The organism is Nocardioides sp. Z13_37 (assembly GCF_058355585.1).
On record NZ_JBZGDV010000003.1, the window covers coordinates 187,611 to 203,970 of the forward strand.

A 16,360-nucleotide genomic window follows, 5' to 3' on the forward strand; every position below is an offset into this window, starting at 1 on the left:
GTCACTCCGTGGTGTCGCCGGCAGCGGCCTCGGCGGCAGCGGCCTCGGCGGCGGGGTCGATGTCCTCGCAGGTCAGGAGGTCGTCGTTGATCTCGCGGAGCGCGATCGAGAGCGGCTTCTCCTGCACGTGGGTGTCGACGAGCGGGCCGACGTACTCCAGCAGGCCCTCGCCGAGCTGGGAGTAGTAGGCGTTGATCTGGCGGGCACGCTGGGCGCTGTAGAGCACCAGCTTGTACTTGCTGTCGGTCTTGGTGAGCAGGTCGTCGATCGAGGGGTTGGTGACGCCCTCGGCGGCGATGGTGGGAGATGCCACGGTGTGGGTGCCTCGCTAGTCGGTGGTGAAGGGTGTGGACGGAGCAGGTCCAACCATCAAGGCTACCAACTCCTCGGCTGCAGCGTGAACTTCGTGGTTGACGATGGTGACGTCGAACTCACTCTCGGCGGCCAGCTCGGCCCGGGCGGTCTCCAGCCGACGCTCGCGCTGGGCCTCGGTCTCGGTGCCGCGTCCGACGAGTCGGCGGACGAGCTCGTCCCACGACGGCGGCTTGAGGAAGACGAACAGCGCGTCGGGCATCGTCTCGCGCACCTGGCGCGCGCCCTGCAGGTCGATCTCCAGCATCGCCGGGCGGCCGGCGGCCAGCGCGGCGTCGACGGGACCGCGGGGGGTGCCGTAGCGGGCGGCCCCGTGGACCACGGCCCACTCGAGCAGCTCACCCCGGGCGACCATCGCGTCGAACTCGTCGTCGGAGACGAACCAGTAGTGCACGCCGTCCTCCTCGCCCGGACGCGGGGCGCGGGTGGTGGCGGAGACCGAGATCCACACCTCGGGGTGCGTCTCGCGCACCGCGGCGGCGACCGTCCCCTTGCCGACGGCCGTCGGGCCGGCGAGGACGATCAGGCGCGAACGGGTCGGTCGGGCGCCGGGCGGGTCGGTGACAGGCGTGGCAGCGGGGTCGGTCACGACGCGTCGGGGCCGAACTCACGCTCGAGCGCGGCGACCTGCTTGACGCCGAGCCCGCGCACGCGGCGGCTCTCGGCGATGCCGAGGCGCTCCATCACCTGGCGGGCGCGCACGCGCCCCAGGCCGGGCACCGACTGGAGCAGCTCGACGACGCGCATCTTGCCGATGACCTCGTTGACCTGGCCCTCGTGGAGGACGTCGACGATGGAGCCGCCGGAGTTCTTCAGTCGGTTCTTCACCTCGGCCCGCTCGCGTCGGGAGGCCGCAGCCTTGTCGAGGGCTGCCTGGCGCTGCTCGGGCGTCAGAGGGGGCAAGGCCACGGAAGGGATCCTTCGGGGTCGGGCACGGGTCGGAAGCGGGTTCCGGCTGGTTCGGCTCAATCTAGTCAGGTCGCGAGTGGTCGGGCAATCGGGCCCGCGGCCACTGCGCCCGCAGCGTGACGCCCGCGACACTGCCGCGGTCGCGGCGAGATCGACCCCGTGGCCGGGACCATCGTGAGACCCACCCGAACCGCGGCAGTCCTCGTCGGTCGTGCCACGTCCGCGCCCGTCCCCCGTCCTCCCGTCGAGCGGTGGGACGCACCGTCGGGGCGGCGCCGGCGCGCCGCCCGGGCCTCGTCAGCCCGACAGCGGCGTGCCGCACACGTCCAGCGCGTGCTGCTCGATCTCGGCCATCGCCTCGACGGTCGGCTCGGAGCCGACGGCCCGGGCGGCCGACTCGATCTCGGCCCGGGCGTCCCTGGACAGTCCGGCGGGCGGGTCCTGGGCGGAGTAGGTCGAGGGGTCGACGTCGTGCTCGGTCAGGGCGCGGTCCAGGCGGTGCAGCGGCCGCAGGACCGCCGACCAGTCGTCGGCGATGCCGCGTGGCGCTCGCCCGGCGAGGTCGTCGTAGGCGTCCAGCGCCTCGAGGACGGCCATCGGGTCGCCGGACGCGGCCACCTCGGCGAGCTCGGCCTGGTGCTCCTCGACCGCCGCGCAGTAGTCCTGCTGCCGGTCACCGGAGCATCCACCGACGGCGAGGCTCGCCAGCAGCAGCGCCGGGACCAGGCGTCTCACGCCCCGGGGCCCCGCACGGCGTCGTTGCCCCGCCGGGCGGCGTCACGCAGCGCGGCGACGTCGGGCCCGGCCCGCAGCACCTCACGCGAGGAGCTCGGCAGCGCCCAGCGCGCCGCGGCGCCGAGGATGCGGGTCAGGTCGTCGACGGTGCCGCCCTGCGCGCCGTAGCCGGGTACGAGCAGCGGTCCGTTGATGTCGAGGTCCTCGTCGGTGTGCCCGATCGTCGCCCCGACCACGGCCCCGAAGGAGCCGACCGGCTCCGCCCCGGCGTTCGCCTCCCGGAGGTGCGCCAGCACCCTGCCCGCGACCGTCGTGTCGCCGGTGCGGGCGTGCTGCACCTCGGGGCCCTCCTTGTTGGAGGTCAGCGCGAGCACGAACACCCCGCCGCCGTGGCGCCGCCCGGCCTCGAGCATGGGGTCGAGCGAGCCGAAGCCGAGGTACGGGCTCGCCGTGACGGCGTCGGAGCCGAGCGGCGACGTGGGGTCGAGGTAGGCGTCGGCGTAGGCCTGGCTCGTCGAGCCGATGTCGCCGCGCTTGGCATCCATCAGGACGAGCGCGCCCGCCGCCCGCGACTCGGCCACCACCCGCTCGAGCACGGCGATGCCGCGGCTGCCGAAGCGCTCGTAGAACGCGCTCTGCGGCTTGACGACGCCGACCACCGGGGCGACCGCCTCGACGACGGTGAGCGCGAAGCGCTCCAGCGAGGCCACGTCGTCGCCGAGCCCCCACTCGCGCAGCAGCCCGGCGTGCGGGTCGATGCCCACGCAGAACCTCCCCCGCTCCTCGATGGCGTGGGCCAGGCGGGTGCCGAACGGGGTCATCGGGTCTCCTCGGGTCGGGCTGCGAGGTCGGCGCGCAGCCGGGTGACGGTCGTGGGGTCGTGGAGCAGGGCCGTGCCGACCTGCACGGCGCTCGCGCCGGCGTCGAGGTAGGCCTCGGCCGAGCGCACGTCGTGGACGCCCCCGCACCCGACGACCGGCACGTCGGGCAGGGCGCGGCGCACCTCTGCGACGCAGCGCAGGACGATCGGGGCGATCGCGGGGCCGCTGAGGCCACCGGGCCGCCCGTCGAGGAGGGCGGCGGGGACGGCGTTGCCGATCACGACGGCCGTCGCGCCCGCCTCGTGGCAGGCGCGGGCTGCCTCGACGACGCGGGACACGTCGGGACGCACCTTGGCCAGGACCGGCCGGTCGGAGGGGAACTCGCGCCGCACCGCGGCGATCACGCTGGCCGCGTGGTAGGGCTCGCGCACCTCGAACAGCCCGGCGCCCGCCTCGTCCGGCGCGCCGACGTTGACCTCGAGTCCGGCGACCCCGGGGGCGCGGCTGAGCCGGCGGGCGAGGTCGGCGTACTCCCCCATCGTCGCGCCGGCGATCGAGACCAGGACGGCGGCGCCGGCGCGCACCAGCCACGGCAGCTCGGTGGCGAGGAAGTGCTCGAGGCCGGGGTTGGGCAGGCCGACGGCGTTGACCAGGCCTCCCGGCACCTCGGCCACGCGCGGCCCGGGGCCGCCGCTGCGGGGGTCGAGGGTGATCGAGCGGGTGACGAAGGCGAGCCCGGCCAGGCCGTCGGGACCGGCGTACGCCTCGAGCTCGCGGCCGGTGCCCCCGCACCCGGCGGCGACCATGACCGGCCCGGGCAGGCCGAGGGGCGGGGCGGCGCTCACAGGGCGTCCCACTGGACCCGGTCGCCGCGCACGACGGGACCCTCGGTGCAGGCGCGGACGACGCGCTCGACGCCGTCCTCCCCGACGACGGGCAGCGGGCACCCGTGGCACAGCCCGGTGCCGCAGGGCGTCGGCGCCTCCACGGCGACCTGGCTCCAGGCCCCCGCGCGCTCGGCGGCGGCCGCGGCGCTGCGGAGGACGTCGTGGGGTCCGGCGGCGTAGACCACGTCGGCGTCGCTGCGGCGGACGAGGTCGGCGACGTGGTCGGCGACCAGCCCGCGCTGGCCGACCGAGCCGTCGGCGGTGAGCACGGTGACGGACCGGGCCGAGCGGCGGGCCTCGAGGGCGGACAGCAGGCGCGACTCGTCGGGGGCGGAGACCACCAGCGACACCGCGCACCCGCGCTCGCGCAGGCGCTCGGCGAGCGGGAAGAGGGGCGCGGCGGCGTAGCCCTCGCCGACCAGCAGGCACGACACGGCGTCCTTGGGCAGCGCGAACGGCCGCCCGAGCGGTCCGGTGATCGCGATCCTCGCGCCGACGGGCTGGGCGGCGAGCCACTCGGTGCCGCTCCCCCGCGGCTCGACGACGACGTCGAGGGTGGGGCCGAACGCGCTCGACGCGCGCACCCGGTGGATCCACAGCGCACGCCGCGCGACGTGCCCGGCGACGCTGACGGCGACGAAGTTGCCGGCGCGGAAGCGCTCGGGCACGCCCGGCGCCGTCAGGGTCAGGTGGCGGTAGCGCCCGGCGCGCTTGGTGCCGACGACCTCGCCGTCGACGTGGACGCTGGCAGGGACCCGCCCCCGGTCGCTCGCCCGGTCGCTCGCCTGCCCGCCGCCCGGCACCGGCCGTGGCTCAGCCATCCGTGGCGAGACCCCGCACGATGCGCCGCGGCCACAGCGGACCCTCGTAGACGAACGCCGTGTAGGCCTGCAGCAGGTCGGCTCCGGCCGCGAGCCGGCGCCGCGCGTCGTCGACCGTGGTGATGCCGCCGACCCCGACGAGGGTCAGGTCAGGGCCCACGCGCTCCCGCAGCATCCGGACGACGTCCTCGGACCGCTGGGTGAGCGGACGCCCGCTCAACCCGCCGGCGCCGACCTCCTGCACGCGGGCGGCGGGGGTGGCGAGGCCGTCACGGCTGATCGTCGTGTTGGTGGCGATGATGCCGTCGAGCCCGGTCGCGAGGGCGAGGTCGGCCACGGCCAGCACGTCGTCGTCGCTCAGGTCGGGCGCGATCTTCACCAGCAGCGGCACCCGGTCGTCCGGGCGCACCTCGTCGGCGCGACGGCGTACGGCGCGCAGCAGCGGCTCGAGCTTCTCCACCGCCTGGAGGTCGCGCAGGCCCGGCGTGTTGGGCGAGGACACGTTGACGACGAGGTAGTCGGCGTAGGGCGCGAGCAGGCCGGCCGACTTCTCGTAGTCGCGGGCGGCCTCCTCCTCGGGGACGACCTTGGTCTTGCCGATGTTGACGCCCAGGACGGTCGAGCCGCCGTCCGCGCGCCAGGCCGCCAGCCGGCGGGCCACGACCTCCGCGCCGTCGTTGTTGAACCCCATCCGGTTGACGATCGCGCGGTCGTCGGTCAGCCGGAAGAGCCTCGGGGTGGGGTTGCCGGGCTGTGCCTCACCGGTGACGGTGCCGATCTCGACGTGCCCGAAGCCGAGCGCGGCGAGCCCGTCGATCCCGACGGCGTTCTTGTCGAAGCCGGCGGCCAGGCCGAGCGGGTGCGGAAAGCTCAGGCCGAGGGCGCGCACGGGCCTGGCCGGCACGCGCAGGGCCCGGGCGGTCACGGGCGTCGCCGCGCGGATCGCCCGGAACGCGGCGTGGTGGGCCCGCTCGGGGTCGATCCGGGTCAGGCCCCGCTCGAAGACGACGTCGTAGGCCCGCACGGTCAGGCGTTCCGCTCGGCGCTGAGCGCCGCCCAGTCCTGCAACGACCGAACCCCGATGTCGCCGCGGCGCATCGCCTCCAGGCCCTGCACCGCCGCGCCGAGGCCCTGGATGGTGGTGATGCACGGGATGTCGGTGAGCACCGCCGCCGTCCGGATGTCGTAGCCGTCGGCACGCGGTGAGCCACCGCTGGTGGCGCCGTGGGGCGTGTTGATCACCAGGTCGACCTCGCGGTCGCGGATCAGGCCCACGATCGTGCGCTCGCCGCCGGGGCCCTCGCCCTCGGACTGCTTGCGCACCACGGTGGCCTGGACGCCGTTGCGCCGCAGGACCTCGGCCGTGCCGGCGGTGGCGAGGATCTCGAAGCCCATGTCGGCGATCTGCTTGACCGGGAAGATCATGTGCCGCTTGTCGCGGTTGGCGACCGACACGAAGACCTTGCCCGACAACGGCAGCGAGCCGTAGGCGGCGGCCTGGGCCTTGGCGAAGGCGGTGCCGAAGAAGGCGTCGAAGCCCATCACCTCGCCGGTCGAGCGCATCTCGGGGCCGAGGAGCGCGTCGACCGTGCGGCCGTCGGCGGTCTTGAAGCGGTCGAAGGGCATGACCGCCTCCTTGACCGCGATCGGCGACCCGTCGGGCAGGTGGCCGCCGTCGCCCTCGGCCGGCAACACCCCGGCTGCGCGGAGGTCGGCGATCGACTCCCCCAGCATGACCCGGGCCGCGGCCTTGGCGAGCGGCGTGGCGGTGGCCTTGGAGACGAACGGCACGGTGCGCGAGGCGCGCGGGTTGGCCTCCAGCACGTAGAGCACGTCGGAGGCGAGGGCGAACTGGATGTTGAGCAGCCCGCGCACCCCCAGCCCGCGCGCGATGGCGTCGGTCGAGCGACGGATGCGCTCGACCTCCTCACGGCCGAGCGTGATCGGCGGCAGCGCGCACGAGGAGTCGCCCGAGTGGATGCCGGCCTCCTCGATGTGCTCCATGACCCCGCCGAGGAAGAGCTCCTGGCCGTCGAAGATCGCGTCGACGTCGATCTCCACCGCGTCGTCGAGGAACCGGTCGACCAGCACCGGCTGGCGCTCGTTGATCAGCCCGTTGGCGACGTACTTCTCGAGGTAGGCCTCCAGCGCGGCGTCGTCGTAGACGATCTCCATGCCGCGGCCGCCGAGGACGAACGACGGCCGCACCAGCACGGGGTAGCCGATCTCGTGGGCGATGCGCTGGGCCTGGGGGTAGGACGTCGCGGTGCCGTGCTTGGGAGCCGGCAGGCCGGCGTCGGCGAGGACGCGGCCGAACGCCCCGCGCTCCTCGGCGAGGTGGATCGACTCCGGCGTGGTGCCGACGATCGGCACGCCGGCGTCGGCGAGGCCCTGCGCGAGGCCGAGCGGCGTCTGGCCGCCGAGCTGGCACACCACCCCGGCGATCGGGCCCGCCAGCTGCTCGGCGTGGACGATCTCGAGGACGTCCTCCAGCGTGAGCGGCTCGAAGTAGAGCCGGTCGGAGGTGTCGTAGTCGGTGCTCACCGTCTCGGGGTTGCAGTTGACCATGATCGTCTCGTAGCCGGCCTCGGCCAGCGCGAGGGAGGCGTGGACGCAGCTGTAGTCGAACTCGATGCCCTGGCCGATCCGGTTGGGGCCCGAGCCGAGGATGATCACCGCCTCCTTGCCCTCGGCGCGGGGCTGCACCTCGGTCTCCTCGTCGTAGGAGGAGTAGTGGTAGGGCGTGCGCGCGGCGAACTCGGCGGCGCAGGTGTCGACGGTCTTGAACACCGGCCGGATGCCCAGCGCGTGGCGTACGCCCCGCACCACGTCGGCGCTGAGGCCGCGGATCTTGCCGATCTGCTCGTCGGAGAAGCCGTGGCGCTTGGCGAGGCGGAGCAGACCGGGGGTCAGCTCGGTGGCCCCGATGAGCTCCACCGCGACCTCGTTGATCAGCGCGAGCTGGTCGACGAACCACGGGTCGATGGCAGTGGCCTCGAAGATCTCCTCCGGCGTCGCACCCGCCCGGATCGCGTCCATCACCTTCTTCAGCCGCCCGTCGTGCGGGACGCTGATCTCCTCGAGCAGCGCCGCCTTGTCGAGCTCGACGAACTCCTTGTGCCAGTCGAACGGCGCGTGCTTGCTCTCCAAGGAGCGCAGCGCCTTCTGCAGCGCCTCGGTGAAGTTGCGCCCGATGGCCATCGCCTCGCCGACCGACTTCATGTGGGTGGTCAGCGTCGGGTCGGCCTCGGGGAACTTCTCGAAGGCGAAGCGCGGCACCTTGACCACGACGTAGTCGAGGGTCGGCTCGAAGGAGGCCGGGGTCTCCTGGGTGATGTCGTTGCGGATCTCGTCGAGGGTGTAGCCGATGGCGACCTTCGCCGCGATCTTGGCGATCGGGAAGCCGGTGGCCTTGGAGGCCAGCGCGGAGGACCGCGACACCCGGGGGTTCATCTCGATGACGATCAGCCGGCCGTCCTCGGGGTTGACGGCGTACTGGATGTTGCAGCCGCCGGTGTCGACGCCCACCGCGCGGATGATGCCGATCGCGAGGTCGCGCATCGCCTGGTACTCGCGGTCGGTGAGCGTCATCGCAGGCGCGACCGTGATCGAGTCGCCGGTGTGGACGCCCATCGGGTCGAGGTTCTCGATGGAGCAGACGATGACGCTGTTGTCGGCGCTGTCGCGCATCACCTCGAGCTCGTACTCCTTCCAGCCGAGGATCGACTCCTCGAGGAGCACCTCGGTGGTCGGGCTGGCGGCCAGGCCGGCCCCGCCGATGCGGCGCAGGTCGGCCTCGTCGTAGGCCATGCCGGAGCCGGTGCCGCCCATGGTGAACGACGGGCGGACCACCATCGGGTAGCCGAGGTCGTCGGCGGCGGCGAGCAGGTCGTCGACCGAGTGGCAGATGACGCTGCGGGCCGACTCGCCGCCGAGCTGCTCGACGATCTTCTTGAACTGCTGGCGGTTCTCGCCGCGCTCGATCGCCTCGATCGAGGCGCCGATCAGCTCGACGCCGTACTTCTCCAGCACGCCGGCCTTGTCGAGGGCCATCGCGCAGTTGAGCGCGGTCTGCCCGCCGAGGGTGGCCAGCAGGGCGTCGGGACGCTCCTTGGCGATCACCTTCTCGACGTACTCGGGGGTGATCGGCTCGACGTAGGTCGCGTCGGCGAACTCCGGGTCGGTCATGATCGTGGCCGGGTTGGAGTTGACCAGGACGACCCGCAGGCGCTCCTCGCGGAGCACGCGGCACGCCTGGGTGCCGGAGTAGTCGAACTCGCAGGCCTGGCCGATGATGATCGGCCCGGAGCCGATGACCAGGACGCTCTCGATGTCCGTGCGCTTGGGCATGTCAGGCGTCCTTCCGCTGGGTCATCAGGTCGCAGAACCTGTCGAACAGGTAGGCGGCGTCGTGCGGGCCCGCCGCCGCCTCGGGGTGGTACTGCACCGAGAAGCTCAGCAACCGGCCCTCGGCGTCGCGCAGCTCGAGTCCCTCGACGACGTCGTCGTTGAGGCACACGTGGCTGACCGACGCCTCGCCGAACTCGGTCGTCGTCGAGCCCTCCAGCGGGGCGTCGACCGCGAAGCCGTGGTTGTGCGCGGTGACCTCGACCTTGCCGGTGGTGCGGTCCATCACCGGCTGGTTGATGCCGCGGTGGCCGTACTTCAGCTTGTAGGTGCCGAAGCCGAGCGCGCGGCCGAAGAGCTGGTTGCCGAAGCAGATGCCGAAGTAGGGGACGCCGGCGCGCAGCGCGTCCTGCAGCAGCCGCACCTGGCCGGTGGTGGCGGCCGGGTCGCCGGGACCGTTGGAGAAGAAGAGACCGTCGGGGGCCACCGCGAGCACGTCGTCGATGCTGGAGGTGGCCGGCAGCACGTGCACCTCGATGCCCCGCTCGCTCATCATCCGCGGGGTGTTGGCCTTGATGCCGAGGTCGACGGCGGCGACGGTGAGGCGCTTCTCGCCCACCGCGGGGACGACGTACGGCTTCGCGGTGCTGACGGCCTCGCTGAGGTTGGCGCCGCTCATCTGCGCCGACTCCCGCACCCGGTCGAGCAGGCGCTGCGGGTCGGTCTCGGTCGTCGAGATGCCCACGCGCATCGCGCCCCGCTCACGCAGGTGGCGGGTCAGCGCGCGGGTGTCGACGCCGCTGATGCCGACGACCCCCTGCGTGCGCAGGTCGTCGTCGAGGGTGCGCACGCTGCGCCAGTTGCTCGGCACGCGGGCGGGGTCGCGCACGACGTAGCCGGCGACCCAGATCCGCGAGGACTCGGCGTCCTCGTCGTTCATGCCGGTGTTGCCGACGTGCGGGGCCGTCATCACGACGACCTGGCGGTGGTAGCTGGGGTCGGTCAGCGTCTCCTGGTAGCCGGACATGCCGGTGGAGAAGACCGCCTCGCCGAAGGTCTCACCCTCGGCTCCGAACGACTCACCGCGAAAGGTGCGCCCGTCCTCGAGGACCAAGAGCGCTGGGGCAGGCAGAGCCATGCCGTACCTCCTTCTCCGCCTCACGGGACGGATCGTTAAAGGATGTTCGAGCCGGTCCCGACCCTACCAGCGAGACCGCGTCCCTCCGGCATCGTGCCGGCCTGTCGAGACGCTCGGGACCGGTGGATGCTCGGCCGGACGTCAGGACCGCGATGCCCAGGGCGACAGGGTCAGCTCGGGGGCGCCGCCGCGGACGCGAGTCGGGTCAGTCCTGGACCCACATGGTGACCAACAGCCTAGTCCGCTCGGGCCTGTCGGCCCAGCGGTTGTCGGCGCGCGGCTGCCACGCTGTGGCCATGCGCGTCGTCGAGATCGATCAGGCCGTCCGCGAGGTGCGGGAGCACTGCGCCTCACTCGAGAGTCCGCGGGTGGTGACCAGTGGCAACTACGCCACCCCGGTGGCCCTCCTGGGTCCCCTGCTGGCGGAGCTGCCGCAGGCCCGCCTCCACGCCCTCAACGCCCAGCCCGGCCTGCCGATCCACGACGGCGTGGTCCCCGAGACGACGTTCGTCGGGCCGGGGTTCCGCCGGCACCCGCGGCTGGCCTACGTGCCCTGCCGGCTCTCGATGGTCCCGCGGCTCTTCCACGGCCCGCTGGCTCCCGACGTGGTGGTGGTGCACACGACCACGCCACGCGACGGCCAGGTCTCGCTGGGCCTGGAGGTCAACGTGCTCCCGGCGGCGATCGAGGCGGCCCGCGAGCGCGGCGCCCTGGTCGTTGCCCAGCTCAACCCGCGGATGCCGTGGACGTTCGGCGACGCCGTGGTGCCCGTGGACGACCTCGACGTCGGCGTCGAGGTGGACGTCGCGATGACGACCCACGTGGCCCGCCCGCCCGGCGACGACGCCCGCCTCATCGGCTCGCTGGTGGCCGCCGAGATCGGCGACGGCGCGACCCTGCAGGCCGGCATCGGCGAGGTGCCCGATGCCACGATCGCCGGGGTGCTCGAGCGGCGCGGGCTCAAGGTCTGGACCGAGATGTTCAGCGACGGCGTCCTGGTGCTGGAGCGGGCGGGTGCGCTCGACCCCGGCACCCCGGTGCGCACGTCCTTCGTGTTCGGCAGCAGCGAGCTGTACGAGTGGGTCGACGACAACCCGCGGGTGTGGATGCTGCGCACCGAGACGACCAACTCCCCCGCCGCCATCGCCCAGCAGCCGGCGATGACGTCGATCAACACGGCGCTCCAGGTCGACCTGTTCGACCAGGCCAACGCCTCGCGGATCGGGGCGCGGATCCACAGCGGGTTCGGCGGCCAGACCGACTTCACGGTGGGGGCCAGCCACTCGCCGGGCGGGCGGGCGTTCATGGCGCTGCGCAGCTGGCACCCGCGCGCGGACGTGTCGACGATCGTGCCGCTCGTCGACGAGCCGGTGACCTCGCTCCAGCACGGCGCGGTGGTCACCGAGCAGGGCGTGGCATGGATGTGGGGGCGCACCGAGCGCGAGCAGGCCCGCAACCTCATCGAGCACGCCGCCCACCCGAGCGTGCGCGACGACCTCTGGGAGGAGGCGCGGGCACTCGGCCTGGCCTGACCGGCTGCGCCACCGTGGGCATCCGGACGTCATGAGAATCCCCGGTCCCGACCGGACGTCCTCATGACGTCCCGTCGTGGGAGGAGCGAGCCTGCGTCAGGACACCAACACGCAGAAGACGTGCCCCGCGGGGCTGGCGTACGCCCGCAGCGGCTCCTCCTCGTCGTCGGTGCGGTCCAGCCGCGGCTCGCCCCCGAGCTCGAGCACCAGGTCGTGCACGGCGTCCAGCGCCGACACCGACGGCACGGTCGTGTCGAGGTGCGACACCGTCGGGTGTCCCGGCTCGGGCCAGCGGCTCGGCGGGAGCGCGTCGACCTGCCGGATCGCCAGGGCGCGGTGCCCGTCGGGATGGGTGAGGACCACCCAGTCCGTGTCGTCGGCAGACCCGTCGTCGGGAGGCTCGTCGCCTGCGCGGTAGACGAGGCCGAGCAGGCCCCGCCAGAACTCCGCCTCCCGGCGGACGTCGACCGCGTCGAGGACGGTGTGGAGCAGGTGCGGGACGACGGGCGGGAAGTCGCTCATCAGTAGAGCCTCTTGTCGTAGTTGTCCGGGCGGTAGTAGTCCTCCAGCTCGGCGAGCCCCTGACCGGCGATCGGCTCGAGCTCGTGGGCGATGACGGCGCGCGGCGGCACCTGCTCGGGATCCCACGTGCCGGGCTCCCACAGCTGCGCTCGGCGGAACGCCTTCGAGCAGTGGAAGAAGATCGTCTCGATCTCCACGACCATCGCCAGCACCGGCCGGCGACCCCGCACCGCGAGGGCGTCGAAGAACGGCGCGTCGGACACCAGGCGCGCGCGCCCGTTGATCCGCAGCGTGTCGCCACGCCCGGGCACCACGAACACCAGGCCGACGTGGGGGTTGGCCAGCACGTTGCGGTAGCCGTCGACGCGTCGGTTGCCCGGCCGCTCGGCGATCGCGATGGTCGCGTCGTCGACCACGTGCACCAGCGTGCCCGCCGGGTCGCCCTTCGGGCTGGCGTCGCAGCGTCCGTCGGCGTCGGAGGTGGCCAGCACGCAGAACGGCGACGCCGCGAGCCAGGCGCGGTCGATGTCGGAGAGCCGGGAACGCTCCTTGATGAGCGCGCGCTCCCCCGGCCGTCCCACCAGCGCCTCGAGCTGCTCGGGTGTGGTGACGGCTGGCCACGCGGCCTCGTGCTGGGTCGTCGGGGTGCTCATGGCGCCGACGCTACCCGCCTCCGATGGCAGGATGGGCGACATGACCGCGTGGATCCAGGCATTCCTCGACACGCCCGTGAGCGCGTTCGACGAGGCGGTGGCGTTCTGGTCCGCCGTGACCGGGTGGACGCCGTCCGAGCGGCGCGGGGAGGACGACCAGTTCCTCACCCTGCTGCCCGCCTCGGGTGCGGCGTACGTCAAGGTGCAGGCCGTCGACGGCCCGGCGGGCGTGCACCTCGACCTCGACTCCTCCGACCGGGCGGCGGCCGTGGCCCGCGCGAGCTCTCTGGGCGCGACCCCGGCCTGGACGTACGACGACGTCGAGGTCATGCGCTCCCCCGGCGGCCTGCTGTTCTGCCACACGCTGGTGGACGGCGAGCCGAGCCTGGTGCGCGACGGCTCCACGATCCTCGACCAGGTCTGCCTCGACGTGCCCGCCCGCCAGTGGGACGCCGAGGTCGCCTTCTGGGCGGACCTCACCGGGCGCGGGCCGCAGGAGGGCTCGTCCCCCGGGTTCGTCCGACTCGTCGAGTACGGCATGCTCCGCCTGCTGCTGCAGCGCCTCGACGAGCCCGACGGGACGGTGCGCGCCCACCCCGACCTCGCGACCGCGGATCGCGCGTCCGACGTCGCGGAGCACGTACGGCTCGGCGCCCGGCTCGAGGCCGTGCACGACCACTGGACCGTGCTCACCGCACCGGGCGGGCAGGTCTACTGCCTGACCGACCGCGACCCGGCCACCGGCCGGGCCGGCTGAGGGCGCGGCTCCGGCCTCAGGCCAGGGCGCCGTCGCGCACGGTGACGCGGCCGCCGTAGACCGTGTGCACGACCCGTGAGGTGAGGCTGCGGCCGTGCCACGGGTTGTTGCGCGACAGCGAGGCCGAGCCGTCGCGGTCCACGACGACCTGCGCGTCGGGGTCGACGAGCACGACGTGCGCCGGCGATCCCGCGGCGAGCGGACGGCCCTGGTCGGCGAGCCCGGCGATCCGCGCCGGTGTCGCCGACATGACCCGCGCGACGTCGCTCCACGACAGCTCCGGCAGCGCGGTGCGCACGACCGCGAGGGCGGTCTCGATGCCGAGCATGCCGAAGGCTGCGTCGACGAAGGCGTGCTCCTTGTCGTGGCGGGCGTGCGGCGCGTGGTCGGTGGCGACCGCATCGATCGTGCCGTCGGCCAGCGCCTCGCGAAGGGCGTCGACGTCCTCCTGCGGGCGCAGGGGCGGGTTGACCTTGAACGTCGGGTCGTAGCCGGTGAGCAGGTCGGTGGTCAGCAGGAGGTGGTGGGGAGTCACCTCGGCGGTGACGTCGATGCCCTGGGCCTTGGCCCACCGGAGCACCTCGACGGAGCCGGCGGTCGAGACGTGCGCGACGTGCACGCGCGAGCCGGTGTGCCGGGCGAGCATCACGTCGCGGGCGACGATGACCTCCTCGGCGATCCCTGGCCAGCCGGGCAGGCCGAGGCGACCGGAGAGCTCGCCCTCGTGGCAGCAGGCGGCCGGCCCGGCGAGGCTCGGGTCCTGCGAGTGCTGGGACACCACGCCGCCGAACGCCTTGACGTACTCCAGCGCACGACGCATCACGCGCGCGTCGTGGACACACTTGCCGTCGTCGGAGAACACGGTGACGGCGGCCCGGGACCGGTGCATCAGCCCGAGCTCGGCCAGCTCCTCGCCGGCCAGCCCGCGGGTCACCGCCCCGACGGGCTGCACGTGCACGAGCCCGGCCTCGCGGCCCAGCTCCCACACCCGGGTGGCCGCCTCCGCGGTGTCGGTCACCGGCGAGGTGTTGGCCATCGCGAGCACGGCGGTGTAGCCGCCGAGGGCAGCAGCGCGGGAGCCGGTCAGGATCGTCTCGGCGTCCTCGCGGCCGGGCTCACGCAGGTGCGTGTGCAGGTCGACGAGCCCGGGCAGCGCGACCAGGCCGTCGGCGTCGATGGTCTCGGCGCCGGACGGCGCCTCGTCGACCAGCCGCCCCGCGTCGTCGACGTACAGGTCCGCGGCGCCCTCGCCGAGCAGCGAGGCCCCCTTGATCACCAGCGACATCAGGCGTTCCCTTCCCGAGTCTCCCCGGCCAGCAGGTGGTAGAGCACGGCCATCCGGATCGCGAGCCCGCTGGAGACCTGCTCCAGCACCACCGACTGGGCCGCGTCGGCGGCGTCGGCGGCGATCTCCAGACCGCGGTTCATCGGGCCCGGGTGGCAGATCGGCACGTCGGGCTTGAGCAGCGCGAGCCGGTCGCGGGTGAGCCCGTAGCCCACGGTGTACTCGCGCGGGCTCGGGAAGAACGCCCCCGACATCCGCTCGCGCTGGACGCGCAGCATCATCACGGCGTCGGCGTCGGGCAGCACCGCGTCGATGTCGTACGACGTCTCGAAGCCCGCCGCGGCCGACCAGGCGGCGATCCCGCTCGGCATCAGCGTGGGCGGCGCCACGACGGTGACCCGCGCCCCGAGCCTGGTCAGGCACTGGACGTTGGAGCGGAAGACGCGGCTGTGGGTCAGGTCGCCGATGATCGCGACGTGCCGGCCCTCGAGCGAGCCGAGGTGGCGCCGCAGCGTGTAGGCGTCCAGCAGCGCCTGGGTGGGGTGCTCGTGCATGCCGTCGCCGGCGTTGACGACGGCCGCGTCGACCCACTGGCTGACCTGGAGCGCCGCGCCGCTGGCGGGGTGGCGGATCACCAGGCCGTCCACGCCCATCGCGCAGACGGTGAGCACGGTGTCGCGCAGGCTCTCGCCCTTGGACGTGCTGGAGCCCTTGGCGCTGACGTTGATGACGTCGGCGGAGAGCCACTTGCCGGCGATCTCGAACGACGACCGGGTGCGGGTGGAGTCCTCGAAGAACATGTTGACGACCGTGCGACCGCGCAGGGCAGGCAGCTTCTTGACGTCGCGGCTCTGCACGTCGTGCATGTCGGCGGCCGTCTCGAACAGCTCGAGGATCTCGTCGGTCGTCAGGTCGTCGATGGAGAGCAGGTGCTTCACGAGATCGTCACCTCGTCGGCGCCGTCGACCTCGGCCAGCCGCACGCTGACGCGCTCGGCGAGGGCGCTGGGCAGGTTCTTGCCGACGTGGTCGGCGCGGATCGGCAGCTCGCGGTGGCCGCGGTCGACCAGCACGGCGAGGCGTACGGCGCCGGGTCGCCCGAGGTCGGCCAGCGCGTCGAGCGCCGCGCGGATGGTGCGCCCGGAGAACAGCACGTCGTCGACCAGGACGACGACCTTGCCGTCGATGCCACCGGGGGGCAGCGCCGTCTTGTGCGCGCGCCGCGTGGGCTGTGAGCGCAGGTCGTCGCGGTACATCGTCACGTCGAGCTCGCCGACCGCGACCGGGGCGCCCTCGACGGCCGTGATCTTCTCGGCGATGCGCCGCGCGAGGGGGACGCCGCGGGTGTGCAGGCCGAGCAGCACCAGGTCGGTGGCGCCCTTGTTGCGCTCGAGCAGCTCGTGCGAGATCCGGGTCAGCGCCCGGGAGATGTCGCGGGAGTCCAGGACGGTGCGCTCGGTGCGGTCCGCGCGTCCGGTCGGTGCGGTCGCGTCGGGCACGGCGTCGTCGGTCGCGGTGTCGTCGGTGGCAGGCATCTGCGCGCCGGACCTCCTTCTCCGCCTCACGGGACGGCTCGTTAAAG

17 protein-coding genes are annotated in these 16,360 nt (G+C 73.5%); 2 read left to right on the forward strand and 15 right to left on the reverse strand.

What is annotated here, in order from left to right; genetic code table 11:
* Position 1 precedes the first annotated feature (1 nt).
* The 10 genes from rpoZ to carA form a co-directional block, all read right to left on the reverse strand.
* Positions 2 to 313, reverse strand: a complete 312-nt coding sequence (gene rpoZ / locus AC4H2S_RS10530; protein WP_491496927.1) for a DNA-directed RNA polymerase subunit omega — start codon at positions 311 to 313, stop codon at positions 2 to 4.
* A 15-nt stretch (positions 314 to 328) separates the two neighbouring features.
* Positions 329 to 961 (reverse strand): guanylate kinase, encoded by a 633-nt coding sequence (gene gmk, locus AC4H2S_RS10535; RefSeq protein ID WP_491496928.1) that lies wholly within the window; start codon positions 959 to 961, stop codon positions 329 to 331.
* Positions 958 to 1,281: an integration host factor, actinobacterial type gene (mihF, locus tag AC4H2S_RS10540; protein WP_491496929.1), complete on the reverse strand. Its 324-nt coding sequence runs from the start codon at positions 1,279 to 1,281 to the stop codon at positions 958 to 960. Before mihF ends, gmk begins: the two co-directional genes overlap by 4 nt.
* Positions 1,282 to 1,578: 297 nt before the next feature.
* Positions 1,579 to 2,016, reverse strand: coding sequence for a hypothetical protein (locus AC4H2S_RS10545; protein WP_491496930.1), 438 nt, complete (start codon positions 2,014 to 2,016; stop codon positions 1,579 to 1,581).
* Positions 2,013 to 2,837, reverse strand: a complete 825-nt coding sequence (pyrF, locus tag AC4H2S_RS10550; RefSeq protein ID WP_491496931.1) for an orotidine-5'-phosphate decarboxylase — start codon at positions 2,835 to 2,837, stop codon at positions 2,013 to 2,015. Before pyrF ends, AC4H2S_RS10545 begins: the two co-directional genes overlap by 4 nt.
* Entirely contained in the window at positions 2,834 to 3,682 is an 849-nt protein-coding gene (locus AC4H2S_RS10555; protein WP_491496932.1) for a tRNA-dihydrouridine synthase, read from the reverse strand. The genes pyrF and AC4H2S_RS10555 overlap by 4 nt, the downstream gene beginning before the upstream one ends.
* Positions 3,679 to 4,545 (reverse strand): iron-sulfur cluster-binding protein, encoded by an 867-nt coding sequence (locus AC4H2S_RS10560; protein ID WP_491496933.1) that lies wholly within the window; start codon positions 4,543 to 4,545, stop codon positions 3,679 to 3,681. Before AC4H2S_RS10560 ends, AC4H2S_RS10555 begins: the two co-directional genes overlap by 4 nt.
* Positions 4,538 to 5,569 carry a quinone-dependent dihydroorotate dehydrogenase gene (locus tag AC4H2S_RS10565; RefSeq protein WP_491496934.1) on the reverse strand — a complete coding sequence of 344 codons (1,032 nt, stop codon included), beginning with the start codon at positions 5,567 to 5,569 and terminating at the stop codon, positions 4,538 to 4,540. Before AC4H2S_RS10565 ends, AC4H2S_RS10560 begins: the two co-directional genes overlap by 8 nt.
* 2 nt (positions 5,570 to 5,571) lie before the next feature.
* Positions 5,572 to 8,895, reverse strand: coding sequence for a carbamoyl-phosphate synthase large subunit (gene carB, locus AC4H2S_RS10570; RefSeq protein WP_491496935.1), 3,324 nt, complete (start codon positions 8,893 to 8,895; stop codon positions 5,572 to 5,574).
* 1 nt (position 8,896) lies between these two features.
* Complete coding sequence (gene carA / locus AC4H2S_RS10575; RefSeq protein WP_491496936.1) at positions 8,897 to 10,030, reverse strand: glutamine-hydrolyzing carbamoyl-phosphate synthase small subunit; 1,134 nt, start codon at positions 10,028 to 10,030, stop codon at positions 8,897 to 8,899.
* Between the two features lie 368 nt (positions 10,031 to 10,398).
* On the opposite strand from carA, the gene AC4H2S_RS10580 reads away from it, so the two are divergent.
* Entirely contained in the window at positions 10,399 to 11,562 is a 1,164-nt protein-coding gene (locus AC4H2S_RS10580; protein ID WP_491497077.1) for an acetyl-CoA hydrolase/transferase family protein, read from the forward strand.
* A gap of 96 nt (positions 11,563 to 11,658) precedes the next feature.
* On the opposite strand, the gene AC4H2S_RS10585 is transcribed toward AC4H2S_RS10580, so the two are convergent.
* Both AC4H2S_RS10585 and AC4H2S_RS10590 read right to left on the reverse strand, forming a co-directional pair.
* Complete coding sequence (locus tag AC4H2S_RS10585; RefSeq protein WP_491496937.1) at positions 11,659 to 12,084, reverse strand: VOC family protein; 426 nt, start codon at positions 12,082 to 12,084, stop codon at positions 11,659 to 11,661.
* Positions 12,084 to 12,737 carry a pyridoxamine 5'-phosphate oxidase family protein gene (locus tag AC4H2S_RS10590; RefSeq protein ID WP_491496938.1) on the reverse strand — a complete coding sequence of 218 codons (654 nt, stop codon included), beginning with the start codon at positions 12,735 to 12,737 and terminating at the stop codon, positions 12,084 to 12,086. Before AC4H2S_RS10590 ends, AC4H2S_RS10585 begins: the two co-directional genes overlap by 1 nt.
* 40 nt (positions 12,738 to 12,777) lie before the next feature.
* Here AC4H2S_RS10590 and AC4H2S_RS10595 point away from each other — a divergent pair, with 40 nt between their 5' ends.
* The gene (locus AC4H2S_RS10595; RefSeq protein WP_491496939.1) at positions 12,778 to 13,494 is read left to right on the forward strand and encodes a VOC family protein; all 717 of its coding nucleotides are present in this window, start codon (positions 12,778 to 12,780) and stop codon (positions 13,492 to 13,494) included.
* A gap of 16 nt (positions 13,495 to 13,510) precedes the next feature.
* Here AC4H2S_RS10595 and AC4H2S_RS10600 read toward each other — a convergent pair whose 3' ends face one another.
* From AC4H2S_RS10600 to pyrR, 3 genes are read right to left on the reverse strand one after another with little or no spacing between them, the layout of a single operon-like run.
* Positions 13,511 to 14,779 carry a dihydroorotase gene (locus AC4H2S_RS10600; protein ID WP_491496940.1) on the reverse strand — a complete coding sequence of 423 codons (1,269 nt, stop codon included), beginning with the start codon at positions 14,777 to 14,779 and terminating at the stop codon, positions 13,511 to 13,513.
* Positions 14,779 to 15,717 (reverse strand): aspartate carbamoyltransferase catalytic subunit, encoded by a 939-nt coding sequence (locus tag AC4H2S_RS10605; RefSeq protein ID WP_491496941.1) that lies wholly within the window; start codon positions 15,715 to 15,717, stop codon positions 14,779 to 14,781. Before AC4H2S_RS10605 ends, AC4H2S_RS10600 begins: the two co-directional genes overlap by 1 nt.
* Positions 15,714 to 16,313 carry a bifunctional pyr operon transcriptional regulator/uracil phosphoribosyltransferase PyrR gene (gene pyrR, locus AC4H2S_RS10610; protein ID WP_491496942.1) on the reverse strand — a complete coding sequence of 200 codons (600 nt, stop codon included), beginning with the start codon at positions 16,311 to 16,313 and terminating at the stop codon, positions 15,714 to 15,716. The genes AC4H2S_RS10605 and pyrR overlap by 4 nt, the downstream gene beginning before the upstream one ends.
* Between the last annotated feature and the right edge of the window lie 47 nt (positions 16,314 to 16,360).

Excerpts from the sequence above, each read along its gene's own strand:
- pyrF (WP_491496931.1), bottom strand. The coding sequence starts at position 2,837 with ATGACCCCGTTCGGCACCCGCCTGGCCCACGCCATCGAGGAGCGGGGG.
- AC4H2S_RS10560 (WP_491496933.1), bottom strand. The coding sequence starts at position 4,545 with ATGGCTGAGCCACGGCCGGTGCCGGGCGGCGGGCAGGCGAGCGACCGG.
- carB (WP_491496935.1), bottom strand. The coding sequence starts at position 8,895 with ATGCCCAAGCGCACGGACATCGAGAGCGTCCTGGTCATCGGCTCCGGG.
- carA (WP_491496936.1), bottom strand. The coding sequence starts at position 10,030 with ATGGCTCTGCCTGCCCCAGCGCTCTTGGTCCTCGAGGACGGGCGCACC.
- AC4H2S_RS10585 (WP_491496937.1), bottom strand. The coding sequence starts at position 12,084 with ATGAGCGACTTCCCGCCCGTCGTCCCGCACCTGCTCCACACCGTCCTC.
- AC4H2S_RS10590 (WP_491496938.1), bottom strand. The coding sequence starts at position 12,737 with ATGAGCACCCCGACGACCCAGCACGAGGCCGCGTGGCCAGCCGTCACC.
- AC4H2S_RS10595 (WP_491496939.1), top strand. The coding sequence starts at position 12,778 with ATGACCGCGTGGATCCAGGCATTCCTCGACACGCCCGTGAGCGCGTTC.
- AC4H2S_RS10600 (WP_491496940.1), bottom strand. The coding sequence starts at position 14,779 with ATGTCGCTGGTGATCAAGGGGGCCTCGCTGCTCGGCGAGGGCGCCGCG.
- pyrR (WP_491496942.1), bottom strand. The coding sequence starts at position 16,313 with ATGCCTGCCACCGACGACACCGCGACCGACGACGCCGTGCCCGACGCG.